The following is an 18,547-nucleotide window of genomic DNA, read 5'->3' on the forward strand; positions in this document are numbered from 1 at the left end:
TTCATCAAGTGCCCACATTTATTGACTGTTAATTGTTAAAGATCGCTGTCTTGTCTGCTGGCTTTTAGAGCTTGCTGGCGAAGCGTTTTGTTCGTCAGCAGCAGAGAAACGAGATTATGAACGACTTTTCCGGCGATGACAAGTCCTTCATTTAAATTATTTATGCAGTTATTGATTTTTAAAAACGGCGGATCGTTTTTCCAGGAACGCTGCCATCCCCTCCTTCTGATCTTCCGTTCCAAAACTCGCCTGGAATAAGCGGCGCTCAAAATGCACACCTTCCGACAAGGTCGTCTCATAAGCCCGGTTCACCGACTCTTTAATCATCATGACGATCGGCAGCGACATACTGGCGATCGTACTGGCTGCAGCCATTGCCTCTTCCAGCAGCATCTCCAGCGGAACAACTCTTGAGACCAGTCCTGCGCGTTCAGCCTCGGCAGCATCCATCATGCGTGCGGTCAGGCACATGTCCATTGCTTTGGATTTGGAAATCGCCCGCGGCAGGCGTTGAGTGCCGCCCGCGCCGGGTAATGTGCCCAGCTTAATCTCGGGCTGGCCGAATTTGGCATTTTCTGCAGCAATAATGAAATCACACATCATCGCCAATTCACACCCGCCGCCCAGCGCATAGCCGGCAACCGCCGCAATCACCGGCTTGCGGATCTGGCGGATAGTTTCCCAATTGCGGGTGATGTAATCCCCTTTGTAGGTATCCATAAAACTGTAATTCGCCATTGCCGCGATATCAGCGCCAGCGGCAAAAGCTTTCTCACTGCCGGTAATGACGATGCACTGGATTGCCTCATTGCTATCGAGACTCTTGAGCGCACTGCCCAATTCATTCATCAGCTGATCGTTCAGGGCATTCAGCGCCTTAGGACGATGTAAAGTGATCAGGCCGACCTTTTCCTTAATTTCAAGAATGATGCATTCGAATTCCATATGTACTCCTATCGATTGTGTGTAGACTTCAGAAAAATCCTGGCGGTGATCATTGCATACATCATGTCACCCCGGGCTGCATATGATCAATCACGTCAACTTTATCAGCGAAGGTAACTGACATGTGGGTATTGGCACTGGAGGCAGGAATCGCTCTTGGTATCTTAATTTTTATCGTCTGGTGGACGATGTTTTCCGGTCGCACCGAAAACACAAAAACACCGCAGCCCCAGGACGCAGAGCATCAGGATACCGACAGCAGCCGGCATCGCTAGTGCAGGGTTCTCGGCAAAGACAATACAAATTCCGGAATGTCCACCTCAAATCGGTGCCCGTCCTCTGCAACGCAGAAATAGGAACCCTTCATTGTGCCCTGAGGTGTCTTCAGGATGCTGCCGCTGGTGTATTCGAAACTTTGGCCGGGCGGTAAAAATGGCTGATGCCCGACCACGCCCAATCCACGGACCTCTTCCGTCTGATTATTGGCGTCATTGATGATCCAGTGGCGCGAGATCAGCTGCGCCGCGACAGTGCCGGTATTTTTTATCGTAATGGTATAAGCAAAAACAAAGCTGTCACGATCCGGTTCGGATTGCTCCGGTAAATATTGCGTCACCACTGAGACGCTCATCTGATAGGTTGCCATATCCGCCTTTTCGTCCATTTCAGAATAACCACAAAATATACAAACAAGCATTGTGCCAGACCTTGCCACTGCCGGCATCGTCCGGGCAAGGTAAAATAGCGTATTGATTATTTGCAGGATATTTTCTCATGACCACCTATCGTATTGCTCCCAGCATCTTGTCCGCAGATTTTTCCCGTCTGGGGGAAGAAGTGCGTAATGTCGTCGCCGCCGGGGCCGACATGATCCACTTTGATGTCATGGACAATCATTACGTTCCCAATCTCACGATCGGCCCACTCGTCTGCGAAGCGATACGTCCTCATGTGCAGGTACCGATAGACGTACACCTGATGGTCAAGCCGGTTGACCGCATTATTCCTGACTTTGCGAAAGCGGGAGCGAATATCATCAGTTTCCATCCGGAAGGCTCTGAGCACATTGACCGCAGCCTGCAACTGATCCGTGATCATGGCTGCATGGCCGGACTGGTACTCAATCCGGCCACACCGCTGCATGTGCTGGAGCATGTCATGGATAAGTTGGATCTGATTTTGCTGATGTCTGTCAATCCGGGTTTTGGCGGACAATCCTTCATTCCGCATACCCTGAAAAAAATCGCCGCAGTCAGAAAGATGATTGATGATTCTGGCCGCAATATCATGTTGCAGGTCGACGGCGGTGTGAAAGTGGACAACATTGCAGAAATCGCCGCCGCAGGCGCAGATACCTTCGTCGCCGGCTCCGCTATTTTCGGAAAGCCTGACTACAAAGCTGTTATTGATTCCATGCGCGGCGAATTAATGAAAGTCTGAACACGCCACGCTCCTCAATCCTGTTATCCCGGCAATGCGATAGGCTGATCTGACTGCTTATCGCATCACAATGTACACCAGCCAGTTACTTATGCTCTCCTCCATTCAAGCCGTCATCATTGATCTCGACGGCACCATGCTCGACACTGCACCGGATTTTCTGGTCGCCATCAACCACATGCGGGCCGAATTCAATCTGAAACCGCTGACTCTGGAGCAAATCAAACGCATGGTCGGCAAGGGCTCCGAACACCTGATCCGCCAGGTTCTGGCAATTGGTCTCGCCACGCACGAAGCCGGGCAACTGTTTAATGCCGCGATGGATGCCTATCAGCGCCACTATCTGACCATCAATGGCAACCATTGCAGCCTTTATCCTGAAGTCACGGAGGGATTGCAGGCGTTCCGGCAAATGGGTTTACGGCTGGCCTGCGTGACCAACAAACCGCTCGCTTTTGCCGTGCCGCTGATGCAGAAAACAGGCTTATCCTCTTATTTTGAGCTGGTTTACGGTGGCGACTCATTCCCGAAAAAGAAACCTGATCCCCTGCCATTATTAAAAGTCTGTCAGCAATTTGCCTTACCTCCGCAGCATGTGCTGGCGATCGGGGACTCCAGCAATGATGCGATAGCGGCACGCGCCGCCGGTTGTCCGGTGCTGAGTGTTCCCTATGGATATAATCATGGCGAGCCTGTACAAAATATTGAAAGTGATGGTATAGTCGGCTCTCTGTTAGAGGCAGCAAAACTGCTGAATACAGAAATTCAACATTAATTTCATCATTCCAATCAAGTATGTCTTTCAATAACAAACGTCCGACAATGACACCAGGCGCCTTTGAGGCCTGGCTATGGCGACGCTGGCAATTCTGTTAATTTACTGAATGCCGCGAGTAGCTGTGCGCATCCCCTGCACAACTTCTTGTTTGTTATATCAATCTGTTTTATCCGTCCATACACCCAGAAGTGTCCCACTATGTCTGCCGCAGGCACACATACGGGCGGCTGAAAGAAAATCATGACTGAACTCGAATTCAAATCGTTGGCCGCGCAAGGCTACAACCGTATCCCCATGATTGCGGAAGCATTCGCCGACCTGGAAACCCCTCTGACGCTGTACCTGAAACTCGCCCAAAGTCAGAATGCAGGAAAAAATACCTTCCTGCTGGAATCAGTGATGGGTGGCGAGCGCTTCGGGCGTTATTCCTTTATCGGCTTACCTGCCAGCACACTGGTGCGCAGCATCGGTGAGACGGTTGAAGTAGTCAAAAACGGCGACGTCATCGAAACACATCAGCAGAATCCGCTGGAATTTATCGCCGCCTACCAAAGCCGCTTCAAGGTCGCCCTGCGTCCTGGCCTGCCGCGGTTTTGCGGAGGTCTGGCAGGGTATTTCGGTTATGACGCCGTGCGCTATGTGGAAAAACGGCTGGCCGGCAAAGCGCCGAAAGATGATCTGAAATTACCCGAGATTCAGCTCTTGCTGACCGAAGAACTGGCGGTGATTGATAACGTGTCCGGCAAGCTCTACCTGATTGTGTATGCAGACCCGGCGCAACCGGAAGCATGGAGTAAAGCACGTCAACGCCTCAAAGACCTGCGCGCGATGCTGCGCCGTAACGTCGATGCGCCGGTCACATCCTCTTCCGTCCGTACTGAATCCATCCGCGATTTTTCCAAAGAGGATTACTTAAAGGCCGTCGAAAAAGCCAAGGAATACATCATGGCGGGTGATCTGATGCAGGTGCAGGTCGGGCAACGTATCCGAAAGCCTTACGTCGACTCTCCCTTGTCGCTGTATCGTGCACTGCGCTCCCTGAATCCTTCGCCCTACATGTATTTCTACAATTTCGGGGACATGCAGATTATCGGTGCATCACCGGAAATCCTGGTGCGGAACGAAGCGCTGAATGACGGCAACAAAAAAGTCACGATTAGACCACTGGCCGGCACCCGTCCCCGCGGCGCCACACCGGAACGCGATGCAGAGCTGGCCAGAGAATTATTGGCAGACCCGAAAGAAATCGCCGAGCACGTGATGCTGATCGACCTGGCGCGCAACGATATCGGACGCATCGCGCAGACAGGCAGTGTGAAAGTTACTGACCAGATGGTGATCGAAAAATACTCGCATGTGCAGCACATCGTATCGAATGTCGAAGGTATCTTGCAGCCTAATCTTTCCAATCTGGACGTGCTGAAAGCAACCTTCCCTGCAGGCACCTTATCCGGCGCACCGAAAGTCCGGGCGATGGAACTGATTGACGAACTGGAACCGGTCAAGCGCGGTATCTACGGCGGTGCCTGCGGCTATTTATCGTTCGGCGGCGAAATGGATCTCGCCATCGCCATCCGCACCGGCGTGCTGAAAGACGGCATGCTGTATGTACAGGCGGCGGCCGGCGTGGTGGCGGACTCGGTACCGGAAATGGAATGGCAGGAAACAGAGAATAAGGCCCGCGCCGTATTGCGTGCAGCAGAACAGGTTCAAGATGGTCTGGATGGAGAAATTTAAATGTTACTGATGATCGACAACTACGATTCCTTCACCTATAACCTCGTGCAGTATTTTGCCGAACTGGGTGAAGATGTCCGTACTTTCCGCAACGACGAGATTACGCTGGAACAAATCAGCGCCCTGAAACCAGATCATATCTGCATTTCTCCTGGTCCATGCACACCGCATGAAGCCGGAATTTCCGTCCCGCTCATTGAGCATTTCGCCGGAAAAATTCCGATTCTGGGAGTCTGCCTGGGTCATCAGAGTATTGGCGCGGCATACGGTGGCAACATTGTGCGTGCAAAGCAGGTGATGCACGGGAAAACTTCCATGATCGCCCACACCGGTGTCGGCGTGTTCAAAAACCTGCCCAGTCCCTATACCGTGATCCGCTACCATTCGCTCGCCATTGAACGTGCCAGTCTGCCCGCTTGTCTGGAAGTCACGGCCTGGACGGATGACGGAGAAATCATGGGCGTCCGGCATAAAGAGTTCGATCTGCAGGGTGTTCAGTTTCATCCTGAATCCATTCTGTCTGAGCACGGCCATGCACTGCTGAAAAACTTTTTGACTGGAACACCATCATGACGATCACCCAACAAGAAGCATTAACCCGCCTGATTGAACACCGTGAAATTTTTCACGATGAAATGCTGTTTTTATTTCGCAAGCTGATGGGTGGTGAATTAAGCCCCGTCATGATCACCGCACTGACAATGGGATTGCGCGTCAAAAAGGAAAGTATCGGCGAAATTACGGCTGCCGCACAGGTGATGCGCGAGTTTTCCACCAAAGTGCCGCTGGCGAATACTCAGAACATGATCGATATCGTCGGCACAGGCGGTGACGGTGCGAATACGTTCAATATCTCCACAGCGTCCATGTTCGTTACTGCCGCCGCAGGAGCTCGCGTTGCCAAACATGGCGGACGCAGTGTTTCCTCTTCTTCCGGCAGTGCAGATGCGCTGGAATCTTTGGGCGCCAATATCAACCTGACTCCCGAGCAGATCGCCCAGTCCGTGGCACAGACCGGTATCGGATTCATGTTCGCCCCCAATCACCACGGCGCGATGAAGCACGCTGCGCCCGTCCGCAAAGAACTGGGAGTACGCACAATATTTAATATCCTGGGGCCACTCACCAACCCCGCAGGTGCGCCCAACATCCTGATGGGCGTGTTCCATCCCGACCTGGTCGGTATCCAGGTCCGTGTGCTGCAACGACTGGGAGCGCAGCATGCGCTGGTGGTATGGGGGCGCGACAATATGGATGAAGTATCGCTCGGCGCCCCAACCATGGTCGGGGAACTGATTAACGGTGAGATCCGTGAATACGATATTCATCCGGAAGACTTTGGTTTGCAGATGGTGTCCAACCGCCATCTGAAAGTCGATGGTGCGGCAGAATCCCGCGAAAAGATCATGGAAGTGATGAATAACGTCGATGGCCCGGCACGCGATATCGTCGCGCTGAATGCAGGTACAGCTCTGTATGGCGCCGGCATTACCGGATCCATTGCAGACGGCGTCCGGAAAGCCCGGGAAACCATTGCTTCCGGAGCAGCGCGCGCCAAACTGGAACAGTTTGTTCAGGTCACTCAACAACTCGGAAAATAAACATGTCGGATATTCTCAAGCAAATTCTGGATGTCAAAAAGAACGAGATCGTTGCAGCCAGCAAGTATCAGTCATTGAACAGTCTGCGCGATGAAGTGGAAACGAACAAAGAAATCCGCGCACAATTACGCGACTTCGAAGCCGCATTACGTCAGCGGATCACAGCCGGTCAGCCGGCTGTGATTGCCGAGATCAAAAAGGCGTCTCCCTCCAAAGGCATCCTGCGTCCGGACTTCCACCCGGACGAGATTGCTGCCAGCTACGCGGCGCACGGTGCAGCCTGCCTGTCGGTATTGACTGATGTGAATTTTTTTCAGGGCGCTCCGGAATATCTGCAGCAGGCACGTGCCGCCTGCACGATTCCTGTACTGCGTAAAGACTTCATTATTGATCCTTATCAGATTTATCAGGCGCGCCAATGGGGTGCCGACTGTATCCTGCTGATCGTTGCCGCACTTGATCATGGTCTGATGGCAGAACTGGAGGCCTGTGCGCAGGAACTGGGCATGAGCGTACTGGTCGAAAGCCACGATGCGCAGGAGCTGGAAGCAGCACTCAGACTCAAGACCCCACTCATCGGGATTAATAACCGGAATTTACGGACGTTTGAAGTATCGCTGGAAACGACGCTCGGGTTACTCCCCCGGATTGCTGCCGACAAGCTGGTGATCACGGAATCCGGCATCATGTCTGCTGCAGACGTCACGCGGATGCGTGCCGCCAATGTACACGGATTCCTGGTGGGAGAAGCTTTTATGCGGGCAGAAAATCCCGGTGCAGAGCTGGCGAAAGTCTTTGGCATCTGAACGGCCTGATAAGGTATGCACTGACCGGGCATATCGCTCACGCCACACACTTTTACTCACCACTTGCATCCTGTACCTGTCAAGGTATCGGCCAGAATTACACCGGCAACAAATATTCCGGAAACGGAGATCGGACCGATCTGAGCGCCATTCACATATGCATTCCTGCAATTCGCTCTTTGTGCGCCAGCGATTTTTTGTCCCAATGGACTCTCCGCCTGAAGCTGGGCCGGCGCTTCCCAGGCAGCGGATTGTGGTGCAGATAACCGGGTTTTCCTGTCTGCTGCCAGTGCGTCGTGCCGCAAAGCATCCAGATCAAGCAAACCAGAACTGACGCCAGCGGTGGTGGATGGCTGATCAGGAGGAGCTGCCGGCGCTGTATCCTGTGCTACGGCTACGGGCTGTGGCACATTCAATTTGCGCGGACGTGATGGCGCCGTTGTTCTGACTGCCAATTCAGTTTTTATCTCTGGCACAGGCTGAGGAGACTGTTCGGATATCCGAAGTATGTGGACATCCATATACAGTGGCGACATCTGTCGGCTGGTGACCGGCTTTTGTTGTGCGCCCAACCCAGCTAACAGGATGATATGAAAGCCAATTATCCCCAACAGGCAAATCAGCTTCTGCAAGCGGAATTCTGGAAAGGCAGCAAAGAGAAGTCGCATCTTATTTTGCAAGAAAGATAATGAGATGTGATGCACGGATCTTAATAAAGTTCCTTGCCTGCTCTTCAGATGAAAAAACCGCCGTACAGTCAGACACTGTGCGGCGGTTTTTTATGAAGCAACCGGAATACAGCTAGTTACTGTCTATTCTTTTTCTGAGAACTGGGTCGGTTGAGGCCCGGTGTTTTACCCGATGAAGCAATGCTCAGCGATACCGCAGGCATGTCTTCCGCCTGCAATTTTGCATGTACGGTCATCAGTTCATCGCGACGGAAAGCATGGATCTCCACGGTTTCTCCAACACGGTAGCGCCCTGTTGCGGCGCTCAATCCATCTGCGATATCGGCAGCAGTGACACGCAATCCGTTGATGGCGATGAGCACGTCGAGCGCGGACAGACCTGCCAGATGTGCCGCGTGGCCCTCAAACACGTTTGCGATTTTACAGTCCTGCCCATCGCGCACCACCTTGATGCCCAGGCTGGCTTTTTGACTGTTATCACCAGCGTCAACCGCAACGCCAAAATCAGCATATAACTTCGCCAGTGGCACGTCTTCTGTACCACGGACATATTTATCCAGGAAACGGCGGACATCCACACCGGTCGCCTTCATGATGACGGATTCGATTTCATTTTCTGCCAGCCCTTGCTGTTTCGCAGTCAGGGCTTTGGCATAAAAATCCCTGCCGAACTGCTGCCATAGCACGCGCATCACATCATCCAGCGATTTCTTTCCGGCTGTTGCTGCGCGTATGGTCAGATCCAGCCCCAGCGCCACCAGTGACCCTTTGGTGTAATAACTGACGATGGCATTGGGAGAATTTTCATCCTGACGATAGTATTTAGTCCAGGCATCGAAGCTGGATTCCGCCACGCTCTGCTTTTTGCGGCCGCTGCCGCGGGTGACCAGATTCATGGTTTTCGCAACCATTTTCAGGTAAGCCGCTTCGTCAATGACGCCGGCCCGCACCAGCATCAGATCATCGTAATAACTGGTGAAGCCTTCAAACAGCCAAAGCAGACTGGTGTAATTTTCGCGACTCAGATCGTAATCAGCAAATACCGCTGGCTTAATCCGCTTCACATTCCAGGTATGGAAATATTCATGGCTGCACAAGCCAAGAAAACCCTTATATCCCTCACTCATACCGGGCTGGTGTTTCAAGGGAATATCATTACGGTTGCAGATCAGCGCGGTGGATGCGCGATGCTCCAATCCGCCGTATCCTTCGCCGACCGCCATGATCATGAATACATAGCGATCCATCGGCGCTTTTTTGGAGCGGGGTTCAAACAGGGCAATCTGACTTTCACAGATTTTCCGTACATCGACCACCATGCGGTCCATGTCCATGTTCGGGACTTTGCCGGTGACCACGAAATCATGTGGAACGCCGCAGGCTTCAAAGGTGGCCAATGCGAAATCACCCATTTCCACCGGATGATCAATCAGTTCATCATAATTACGGGCAATGTAAGTGCCAAAACCGTAGCGTTTCGCTTTCAGCTCGGTCAACGCAGTTGCCACCCGCCATGTCTTGCAGGCCGGGTCAGCCGCGCGCTGAAGATCGACGACATGCGGCAAATGTTGCTGCCCATGCACGGACAGAAAAACACTGGTGCCGTTAAAGAATCCATGAGTCTGGTCCAGATGCGCCGCACGTACGGACAAATCCCATGCATACACTTCATAACTGATGGTCAGCGCAGCTTTACACGGCGCAGCCTGCCAGGTATGTTTATCCAGTTTTTTCAATCCAATCTTTTTGCCGCCGCAACTGGCACTGATCTGCTGGATATGCCGTGCAAAATCCCGCACCATATAACTGCCCGGAATCCATGCCGGCAGACTGACAAGCTGCCCGGTTTCGGATGGCGCAGCAATCGTCAGAGTGACCTCAAAAATATGTCCTGCCAGATCTTTGGGAATAATGCTGTAATGCAGTGGGCTGTTTACGGCCGCCGGAGATAATGCGCTGCTCCGTGTACTGCTGGTTTGCCGGTGTCTCTCAGGCTTCGTCGCTGTTGTCATGCTCAACGATCTTTCTTTGTGTTGTAGTTGATTGTGATTTTTTGCCGCGATCAGAGATGTCAGCTACGGACGTTGGCCGCGATGAAAGTGAATATCTGCGCCGTCACGACAACACGGGTCAATTGCAGGCGCAAGTCAATGAACCAGTCGGGAACAGCGTAACTCTGATACAGCTTTTTATCTATTTTGTAAGCAGCGATAAAGCCGGCAACCTGCACCAGAAAACCAAACAGCATGTTTCCTAATGAGCACCAGGCGATCAGCGTAGGAATCACGCCCCAGATCAGGGCTTTTTTAGTTTCCTCGTCATCCTTGCCGTCCGCCATGATGGTGACACCCCAGTGGACCCCGCCGAGAAAAGACAGAATCACAATGCCATATGCCAGCTGCGCCTTGATGAAATATCCCAGCCAGTCCGGATGCACCAGCCAGCATGCCAGTGTCAGTAAAACGAAAGGAATCAACCCGATGAAACCGAGGCGGATGACCAGTTTTTGATTCAGTTTATGCATACCATTCCGCTACTATGTGTGCCGCTACCGTTTTTTACGCCACCCGGTTTGCTGCGTCTGTCACGACAAAAGAACGCTATTTTAAGAGGAAATCGGAGACTTAGATATATCTGGAGCGGAATCACTTACCGGAATCATGTTTTCTGTCGCACAGGTTCAGCACGCCGCAGAAGGAAATATCAGGTCTGCAGGTACATCGACATCGTGCAGAATACCGGCATCGTCAACATTGACAGTGGTGACGTTGGCGTGTGACAGCACATGACGTGCGCCCTGATCACCGCTCAACTGCAGCAATTCCGGCAAGTGTGTTCTGGAGAATCCGACCGGATTTCCCCGCCGCCCCTGAAACACCGGTGCGGCAATATCCGCGCCGTTTAGCAAGCTGTGATGCAGGGCGGCAATCGTCACAGGCCGGACAAATGGCATATCGCCCAAAGCAATGATCCATCCGGCACTGTCCATCGTGTCACGCAGCGCGCAAGTCAGCGATGCTGCCATGCCGGTGTCGGCCGCTTCGCAAATCAGCGTGCGAAATCCATGCTGTTCCATTTCGCGCACCAGATCCGGATTATCAGGGCGCACCACAACCACCATATCGGGCAAGACAGCCCGCAGATTCAGCGCGCTGCTCAGCGCGACTGTGTGACCATCCGGCAATAATTGCATCAGTTTGTCGCTGGCACCGGACAGGTCATAGCGACGCCCTCGCCCTGCAGCCAGCAGAATCCCTGTGCAGGGCACGGAAAAGGACATCTGACTCAGTTAGCTTTGACGTTGTGCAGGCTGGCAAATTTTTCCTCCAGCCCTTTGGCATCCAGCGCACCAGGTACGCGTGATCCATCTGCAAAGAAAATAGCCGGTGTGCCATTTACCCGCAGCTTTTGTCCCAGCGCGAGAATCTTGTCGTTTGGCGTGACGCAGTTAGACTGGGCCGGCGCTGCGGCTTTACCGTTCAGCATCCAGTCTTCCCATGCTTTATTGCGATCGGCAGAACACCAGATGTTTTTTGATTTGACGGCGGAATCTTCCGACAGAATATTGTACATAAAGGTATAAACCGTAATATTGTCCATACCAGCCAATGTTTTGCGCAGACGTTTGCAATAACCGCAGTTCGGATCCTCAAACACAGCAATCACGCGTTTGCCATCCCCTTTCACCATCTTCAGCGCCGATTCCAGCGGCAAATCAGAAAATTTCACCCGGCTCAGATCATCGGTTCTGGCTTTGGTGTAATTGACGCCGTTTTTTGCGTCAATTACATTGCCGATGAACAGATACTGGGCTTTTTCATCCGTATACAAAACCTCGGAGCCGACCCTGACTTCATACAATCCGGCATACGGCGTTTTCGTGACCGAGTCGACTTTAATCCCGTCTGCCAGACGCGGTTCAACCAGTTTTTTAACAGCAGCTTCCTGCGGTGTCTGTGCAACGGTCAGCCCGGTGCCAACCAGCATCACAGCAGCGTTCACAGCAATAATATAGTGCTTCAGTTTCATTCAATATCCTTCATTTACCCATAGCATGGGCAATTAATTGGCCCTTTAAGACTGGCAATCGGTTGAGTAAGTTCAACCCCAGATTGCGTGCCAGGCGCACCGGCGTCAGGTCAGAACCAAACAGCCGTGACAATCCATCGGTCGCGGCCTGCATCAGCAAAACCTGCTCCTTGCGCGCCCTGCGATAACGCTCCAGAAAACGCGCTTCGCCGCAATCCCGGCAGGACTCACGCTCTTTCAGTATCTGCAGCAGGCAAGCGACATCGCCAAATCCGAGATTCATGCCATGTCCTGCCAGCGGATGCACCACATGCGCTGCATCACCGATTAATGCAACCCGTTCGGCAACCATCTGATGCGGGCGCATCAGGGTCAGCGGAAATGCTTTAATATTTTCCGGCAATACCGGCGTCAGATGTCCCAGCGCAGGCAGGCAATATGTTTCCAGCCTTTCAACCAGCGCCGGCAATGGTTCCCGCATCAGCGTGTCAGCCAGCGCATCCGGTGCCGACCAGACCAGTGAGACGCGATTTCCGGGCAACGGCAGCAGGGCGATGATGCCCTGCTCTTCAATAAACCACTGATGTGCGACGCCGTGATGCGGCTTTTCACATTCAAAATTTGTGACCACGCCCTTCTGTCCATAAGAGCGGTAATCCAGGCCAATATCACACTGTCCCCTGACCCAGGATTGTGCGCCATCGGCACCGACAATCAGTTGCGCCCGGATCACCCGGTCATCATCCAGCATCAGTTCAGCAGCCTCTTCCCCAGCTGTCATTTTTTTTGCAGCGCCCTGCACCAGATGCAAATTCTGCGTAAATCGCATTGCCGTATCAAGCGCCCGGTTAAGATTCTTATCCTCCACAATCCAGGCAAGCTCATCACTGCGCGCACCATAGGCATCAAACACCAGCTTACCTGCATCCTGAGCGGCACCACCCGGCTGACAACCGCATACTTCCATACCGTGAACGACAGAAACACGTTGCAAATCCATGCCATCCCAGACCTTCAGCGCAGCCAGCAAATCCTGCGCCACATGATTCAAGGCAAAGACACGCACATCCCAGTCTGCATCCGCCGCTGGCAGCACCTGATCACGACCCAGTACAACCACCCGCAAACCCGCCTGTGCCAAGCCTAAAGCAGCCGCCTTACCAATTGCGCCATTGCCAACGATGCAAATATCGCAATCAACCCTTTTATCTGTCATAGCAATTCATCCTGCCCGAAAACAAGACCCCCATTATACGGCACCGGCGAACGCCCCTCCGATGCGCAAAATCAATACCCCGCGCGCCCCGCCAGAAATTTTTCTGCCCACGGGACTTGCCAAACACAGCTTCAGTCTCTATAATGCGTGGTCTTGGCCTGGTAGCTCAGTCGGTAGAGCAGAGGATTGAAAATCCTTGTGTCGGTGGTTCGATTCCGCCCCGGGCCACCAAGATTATAAGTTGTTGATCTGATTGAGGTTTTTAATCTTCAAAATATCAGGTGTTCCAAACAGGTGTTCCACCTCACATTGAGGTGATACCGATGAAATTAGCTTCACACCTACGCCGTTCTCGACACGGCGTTTTTTATTTCCGAATCGTTTTCCCACAAATTCTCGCTGCCATTCTAGGTCAGCCAGAACTTAATCGCTCCCTGCTTACCCGTTGCCCCAAAACCGCAAAGCTTACGGGCTACCAACTCTCTGGCACAATGCTGCCATTGATTTCCAGATTGACGCGACTCATGACGATTGATCCAGAGAGCCTTGACCCTGAAAGTATAAAAAAGCTGATCGTGGAAGGATTGACGATCAACACGGACGGCAGCTTCTCCGCTGCCCGCATTCAGACCAGCGACGATCCTCAAATCGCACAGGAAGAGCTCAGGAGCTTCGCCCAACTTATCCACTCAACCCGTGCCGTACAAGCATCCCCCGCAACCTCCCCTGCCATCGTTGTGCCGCAAACGGAAGCACTGAAGGCGGAGGCGCAAATGCTGAAGGCCGAACTGACCCAGCCTGCCGCAGCCTTGCCGATCAAGCCCAGTACGCTGAAAGAAGCCTTTGATTCCTACCTGCTGTCCAAGAAGGGCATTGCAGCAACCACAAAAAAATCTTACACCGAGAGCCTTGAGTTGTTCGGCATCATGATCGGCGGCGATCAGCGGATGGTGCATGAAATCACCCGCAAGGAATGCATGGACTTCAACGAAGCCCTGTCGCACATTCCACACCTACAGTTGCACTGCATGCCCGCCTTACCAGTGAAGAAGATTTAGCGAAATGGCTTGGACTGCCGAACGCGGTTATCCAGCAATGGCGAATCCAAGGTCCATGTCTCTCACCAACCAAATATCGTTTGGGGACGGCCTACGACTGGATCATTGACCACATCACTCCGGTCTTCACCAGTGCCACTTCCACAGAAAATAATTCCGACAATACACTGGACGATATAGTCGCGGCATGGAAGATGAAAATCCCCGTGATGCTAGTAGGTGACACACTGCTGGGCTTCCTCAGATCAGTAAAAGAAGAGTCCCAGCCCTCCGGGTATCGGTTGGTAAATATCCCTGCCTTGCCATTTCACCCGCGAGAAGTAACACGAGCAGCCTTGGCCACGTTCAAAGATTTGCTCGTGGCACACGCTGAATTCAGTACTGCCGTCTCAGAATCAGACTCCAAAGCAGAAACGATTTACGAGCAATGGAAAAACCAAGTTCAGCCAGAAGTACGACTACAGTTCTTCCGTTCTGCACTGCTAGGAGTGCTTTCTTATATCCTAATGACGCGCCCAGATGGAACAAAGATCACGTTCAGGAGTGCTGGCGAGGAGTGGATTGCCAGTGGTGACGTTAATGGGAAATTACGTCGGGACCCAAACTCTGCCCGTGACATCTGGCAATATATTAACGATAAAAATGAGGTGGAAACTTATTCCGGTGGATGGTACCCCTCCCAAGGTTTCTACTGCAATTAATTCTGCAGAATCGCTTTCAAAACGAACTAGCCGTTGTCCAAAAGGCGGCAAACCAAAGGAAGTCCCTGGACTTCCTTTGGTAAATTTCACATACTCGCGTGGTCGCACAGAATTGAGAGTGACACGGCCAAAAGTGTCACAAATTTCAGTGTCGGAAGTAAAGCCATGTCTACTATAAATGCCTGGTTGCGTAGTCCACAACAATAGCGAATTAATTTGTTGCTCAGAAGAAAAATTAATCGCATTAGAAAGCAATTGTGTGCTTAAACCCTGGCCACGCCAGGCTTGGTCAACGCAAACCATACCAATCATGGCGCATCGAGATCCCTGAAACGGATTGCGTATGCGCAAGACTAGCGTCGCTACGCTAGTGCCATTGTTTTTTTCCGACAGCGTCAAGCAATATGTGCCTACGGCGGACCATGCAGTGCTCAGCGAGCATTAACAGCAAGTTAATGTGATGCGTAACAAAAACTTTCATCATCACGTGAAAAGACTGAACTCGGTGTTCAGCCAACCCTAAGCAACCGTCCTGCATCAATCTGCATCGGTACGGTTTTACTCAGCATTTCAAGCAGAATCATCGCGCGGCATTCTGGATCTGTGTTTTGATAGATCGCCTCCATACCGGAAAATGGTCCGTCAGCGATCACAACGGCGTCACCGTTATTGAACATAGAAGCAGTTGGCATCAGTTGTTCGCGCTGGCGTAACAGATTAACGAGTGCGTCATCCACCTTGGCTGCACAGGTACCGAAGCGCACCAGTTGATTCACCCCTGTTGTAGACCGGATTGGCGACCAGCTTTTTCCCTGATCGCTGCTATCTAGCCGGATAAACAAGTAACGTGGGAACATCGGTTCTGCAACTGTCGCTACCTTACGCCGCCGCGCTCGCTCAATGCGCATCAGCGGCAGATAGCACTCATAACCCTGACGCTCAAGATTCATCAGTGCTACTTCTTCTTGCCGGGGTTTGGTATGGAGCAGATACCAGGCTGTCGTTGCAGGAGAAACGATGGCAGGCTGATCAGGACTGGCCGTAGATGATATATGCATCAAACAATCAGAGCTTACCAACTCAACTACCGTTTTTTCAGTGATGTGCGATTGCATAGAAACAGATGATTGCTGTTTGGTGAAAAATATCGTTAACAAAAGAAGCTGTGCCAAGAATGGCAAAATCCAGCGTCTCATATGCTACGCCATCGATTTTAACAAAGTCAATGCGAATGCAGGACTTCGCAATCCGTCAACTCAACCCTGACGACAAGCGGTAGTCCGCTTGCCTGTTTTTCTATATCTCAATTTTTGCTGCCGTCTTGCACGGTCCAGCGCTTTCCTGAGTAAATGCGGGTGATATCGCTGGCAAAATGTTTTGCCAGGTTATTGCGCTTCAGTTTCAGGGTTGGTGTGATGAGCGTATTTTCAATCGTCCAGGGTTCCAGTGAAAGGATGACGGCCTTGGGCTGGGCGTAAAACGGGAAACTTCTGGTCAGTTCACGCACACGCTTGAGCACCACGTCGGTGACCTGTGACAGATTCAGGTTGTCCGGCTTTTTCGGATCAAGACTGAGGGCGGTAGACAGTTCCTGCCAGTAGCGCTGATTCAGAACCAGGGCGCAGGCAATGAACTGGGCGTTGTCACCGAATGCATATGCCTGTTCAAATACCGGATCGCTGGTGATGGCCAGTTCCAGATCCACCGGTGCAATTTTTTCACCGGTGGAAGTTACGATAATTTCTTTGACACGTCCCAGAATACGCACTCTGCCATTGACGATAGCAGCCTGATCTCCGGTCCGCAGCCAGCCGTCAGTCATTGCTTTTGCAGTATCTTCTTCCCGTTTCCAGTAGCCGCGCATGACGTTCGGGCCGCGCACCAGTAATTCCGAGTTTTCCCCGATTTTTACCTCCACACCGGCCATGACGCGGCCAACGGTCGTGGGGTCATTATCGTCGGGCGCATTGAATGCGACAACCGGCGCGGTTTCAGTCATACCGTAGCCCTGCACGATGGGAATGCCAAGCCCGAGAAAACATTGTGAAATCGTGGCGGACAACGCAGCTCCGCCGCTGACTGCCACCCGCAAACGGCCGCCAAACTGATTCCGGAGCCTGGTCGCCACCAGCGGTTCCAGCACTGTCCACAGCAACGCATCCGTCCAGGTCTGCAAGCCGCTTTTTTCCAATAACCCCTGTTCCCGCGAAAACCGGCGCCAGCCAATGGCAATCGCAGAACGAAACAACCACGACTGAAATGGCGACTGCGCCAGCCTGGTCTGGATCACGCTGTACACCCGTTCGTAAATGCGGGGAACGGAAATCAGAATAGTCGGACGGACAATCGTCATATCTTCCGGCAATTGTTTCACCGAGCGCGAAAACGCAACGCAGGCGCCTGCCGCCACCGGCAGGTAATAACCGGCAGTGCGCTCAAAAGTATGCGAAAGTGGCAGGAATGACAGGAACACGTCGCTGACCAGCGGCGACACCCGTTGCACCACCGCTTTCACATTCGACATGACATTCGTATGCGTCAGCATCACGCCTTTCGGTTTGCCCGTGGTGCCTGAGGTATAGACCAGCGCCGCGAGATCGTCCGGTTGCGGCAAACCGACGGTGACCGGCACTGCGGCGGCAGCGCCATGCGCCAGCCATTGCTCAAGACTCTGCACCGGAATATGCCCCACCATACCGGTTCCGGCACCGGATGTTTTTTCCAGTACCACGACTTGCCGCAATGCCGGCATTGCAATGCCTGTGGCAGCCACCGCAGCCCACTGCTGATCCGTTGCTGCAATCAGGAAACTGGCCTCACTGTCCATGAGAATGTAAGCAATACTTTCCGGATTATCCAGCGCATGCATCGGCACCGGGACACAAGCCATGCGTAAAGCAGCCTGATCCATGCAGACGGCATGCAGGCCATTGGGCAGCAGGATAGCGATCCGTGCACCATGCGCAGGCTGCAGCACCGACAGTGCCTGGACAAAACGCCCTACCTGCCGGTCTGTCTCCTGCCAGGAATAACTGATCCACTGACCGCTGCTTTCATCAAACTGACGGTAAGCCTCTGCATCCGGCGTCTGTGCAACCCGCCAGGTGAATAACTCCGGCAAAGTCTGTAATCCGGATAATGCGCTGACAGAAGTAGGGGACTTAGAATTAGACATGAGTAAAAGTGTCTGCTGTAATAAGCGATAGATTGATCGTTGGCTGATGCGATGCCGGCAGCGCGCTGGGGAAGGTCGCGCAGCCGGTGCAGCATCAGACATCTTCAGATAACTGGCATTGTATGCCCTCTCCGGAATTCCGGATGCATCTGCGCGAGCAGACTTAGCGGCACCCGGCGCCACAACTTAGCTGACGCCAGAATCCGCTGCAGTATAGAGACTCTGGAGGGCAAAGCAATAATCCGGGTCATTGACAAAAAATAGGTCATGTGACTAGTTGAGTGGTAATCATGCCTAACCATGCCTTTTAGCAGCTTTCCAACAAATGATGCTTATTTTTGCAATCCAGCTCATCAATTGGTAGGATTAGTC

Annotated in this window: 20 protein-coding genes and 1 tRNA gene; 10 read left to right on the forward strand and 11 right to left on the reverse strand. The window is 52.5% G+C overall.

What is annotated here, in order from left to right; genetic code table 11:
- Window positions 1-168: 168 nt before the first annotated feature.
- Entirely contained in the window at window positions 169-945 is a 777-nt protein-coding gene (locus tag H8K27_RS10420) for an enoyl-CoA hydratase (RefSeq protein WP_186863131.1), read from the reverse strand.
- 122 nt (window positions 946-1,067) lie between these two features.
- Here H8K27_RS10420 and H8K27_RS10425 point away from each other — a divergent pair, with 122 nt between their 5' ends.
- Complete coding sequence (locus H8K27_RS10425; protein ID WP_186863132.1) at window positions 1,068-1,220, forward strand: hypothetical protein; 153 nt, start codon at window positions 1,068-1,070, stop codon at window positions 1,218-1,220.
- Here the strand turns inward: H8K27_RS10425 and apaG are convergent.
- Complete coding sequence (apaG, locus tag H8K27_RS10430) at window positions 1,217-1,591, reverse strand: Co2+/Mg2+ efflux protein ApaG (protein WP_186863445.1); 375 nt, start codon at window positions 1,589-1,591, stop codon at window positions 1,217-1,219. The two genes, H8K27_RS10425 and apaG, sit on opposite strands and share 4 nt — an antisense overlap.
- A 128-nt stretch (window positions 1,592-1,719) precedes the next feature.
- Here apaG and rpe point away from each other — a divergent pair, with 128 nt between their 5' ends.
- From rpe to trpC, 6 genes are all read left to right on the forward strand, one after another.
- Window positions 1,720-2,385: a ribulose-phosphate 3-epimerase gene (rpe, locus tag H8K27_RS10435; protein ID WP_186863133.1), complete on the forward strand. Its 666-nt coding sequence runs from the start codon at window positions 1,720-1,722 to the stop codon at window positions 2,383-2,385.
- A gap of 91 nt (window positions 2,386-2,476) precedes the next feature.
- Window positions 2,477-3,160, forward strand: coding sequence for a phosphoglycolate phosphatase (locus H8K27_RS10440; RefSeq protein WP_186863134.1), 684 nt, complete (start codon window positions 2,477-2,479; stop codon window positions 3,158-3,160).
- A gap of 243 nt (window positions 3,161-3,403) precedes the next feature.
- Window positions 3,404-4,900 (forward strand): anthranilate synthase component I, encoded by a 1,497-nt coding sequence (gene trpE / locus H8K27_RS10445; RefSeq protein ID WP_186863135.1) that lies wholly within the window; start codon window positions 3,404-3,406, stop codon window positions 4,898-4,900.
- Complete coding sequence (locus H8K27_RS10450) at window positions 4,901-5,473, forward strand: anthranilate synthase component II (RefSeq protein ID WP_186863136.1); 573 nt, start codon at window positions 4,901-4,903, stop codon at window positions 5,471-5,473. It begins immediately after the preceding gene.
- Window positions 5,470-6,501 (forward strand): anthranilate phosphoribosyltransferase, encoded by a 1,032-nt coding sequence (gene trpD / locus H8K27_RS10455; protein WP_186863137.1) that lies wholly within the window; start codon window positions 5,470-5,472, stop codon window positions 6,499-6,501. The genes H8K27_RS10450 and trpD overlap by 4 nt, the downstream gene beginning before the upstream one ends.
- A gap of 2 nt (window positions 6,502-6,503) precedes the next feature.
- The gene (trpC, locus tag H8K27_RS10460; protein ID WP_186863138.1) at window positions 6,504-7,307 is read left to right on the forward strand and encodes an indole-3-glycerol phosphate synthase TrpC; all 804 of its coding nucleotides are present in this window, start codon (window positions 6,504-6,506) and stop codon (window positions 7,305-7,307) included.
- 56 nt (window positions 7,308-7,363) lie between these two features.
- Here trpC and H8K27_RS10465 read toward each other — a convergent pair whose 3' ends face one another.
- The 6 genes from H8K27_RS10465 to H8K27_RS10490 form a co-directional block, all read right to left on the reverse strand.
- Window positions 7,364-7,717: a hypothetical protein gene (locus H8K27_RS10465; RefSeq protein ID WP_186863139.1), complete on the reverse strand. Its 354-nt coding sequence runs from the start codon at window positions 7,715-7,717 to the stop codon at window positions 7,364-7,366.
- 395 nt (window positions 7,718-8,112) lie between these two features.
- Window positions 8,113-10,008, reverse strand: a complete 1,896-nt coding sequence (locus H8K27_RS10470) for a M61 family metallopeptidase (protein ID WP_186863140.1) — start codon at window positions 10,006-10,008, stop codon at window positions 8,113-8,115.
- Window positions 10,009-10,067: 59 nt separating this feature from the next.
- Window positions 10,068-10,520 (reverse strand): DUF3429 domain-containing protein, encoded by a 453-nt coding sequence (locus tag H8K27_RS10475; protein WP_186863141.1) that lies wholly within the window; start codon window positions 10,518-10,520, stop codon window positions 10,068-10,070.
- A 156-nt stretch (window positions 10,521-10,676) separates the two neighbouring features.
- Window positions 10,677-11,276 carry a nucleotidyltransferase family protein gene (locus H8K27_RS10480; RefSeq protein ID WP_186863142.1) on the reverse strand — a complete coding sequence of 200 codons (600 nt, stop codon included), beginning with the start codon at window positions 11,274-11,276 and terminating at the stop codon, window positions 10,677-10,679.
- Between the two features lie 5 nt (window positions 11,277-11,281).
- A complete protein-coding gene (locus tag H8K27_RS10485) occupies window positions 11,282-12,025 on the reverse strand; it encodes a DsbC family protein (RefSeq protein ID WP_186863143.1) in 744 nt (247 codons plus the stop codon).
- A gap of 10 nt (window positions 12,026-12,035) precedes the next feature.
- Complete coding sequence (locus H8K27_RS10490; RefSeq protein WP_186863144.1) at window positions 12,036-13,241, reverse strand: FAD-dependent monooxygenase; 1,206 nt, start codon at window positions 13,239-13,241, stop codon at window positions 12,036-12,038.
- 155 nt (window positions 13,242-13,396) lie between these two features.
- Between H8K27_RS10490 and H8K27_RS10495 the strand changes: the two genes are divergently transcribed.
- The 3 genes from H8K27_RS10495 (at window position 13,397) to H8K27_RS10505 (ending at window position 15,000) form a co-directional block, all read left to right on the forward strand.
- Window positions 13,397-13,472 (forward strand) — tRNA-Phe (locus H8K27_RS10495).
- Window positions 13,473-13,564: 92 nt separating this feature from the next.
- The gene (locus H8K27_RS10500) at window positions 13,565-14,299 is read left to right on the forward strand and encodes a DUF6538 domain-containing protein (RefSeq protein ID WP_186863145.1); all 735 of its coding nucleotides are present in this window, start codon (window positions 13,565-13,567) and stop codon (window positions 14,297-14,299) included.
- Window positions 14,215-15,000: a hypothetical protein gene (locus H8K27_RS10505; protein ID WP_186863479.1), complete on the forward strand. Its 786-nt coding sequence runs from the start codon at window positions 14,215-14,217 to the stop codon at window positions 14,998-15,000. The genes H8K27_RS10500 and H8K27_RS10505 overlap by 85 nt, the downstream gene beginning before the upstream one ends.
- On the opposite strand, the gene H8K27_RS16705 is transcribed toward H8K27_RS10505, so the two are convergent.
- The 3 genes from H8K27_RS16705 to H8K27_RS10520 form a co-directional block, all read right to left on the reverse strand.
- Window positions 14,887-15,399: a GNAT family N-acetyltransferase gene (locus H8K27_RS16705; protein ID WP_186863146.1), complete on the reverse strand. Its 513-nt coding sequence runs from the start codon at window positions 15,397-15,399 to the stop codon at window positions 14,887-14,889. The genes H8K27_RS10505 and H8K27_RS16705 overlap by 114 nt on opposite strands.
- Before the next feature lie 110 nt (window positions 15,400-15,509).
- Window positions 15,510-16,196, reverse strand: a complete 687-nt coding sequence (rfaH, locus tag H8K27_RS10515; protein ID WP_222610656.1) for a transcription/translation regulatory transformer protein RfaH — start codon at window positions 16,194-16,196, stop codon at window positions 15,510-15,512.
- Between the two features lie 107 nt (window positions 16,197-16,303).
- Window positions 16,304-18,175, reverse strand: a complete 1,872-nt coding sequence (locus tag H8K27_RS10520) for an AMP-dependent synthetase/ligase (protein ID WP_186863147.1) — start codon at window positions 18,173-18,175, stop codon at window positions 16,304-16,306.
- Window positions 18,176-18,547 lie beyond the last annotated feature (372 nt).

The sequence above is a fragment of the Cognatundibacterium griseum genome, assembly GCF_014284195.1.
Classification (GTDB): Bacteria; Pseudomonadota; Gammaproteobacteria; order Burkholderiales; family Burkholderiaceae_D; genus Undibacterium; species Undibacterium griseum.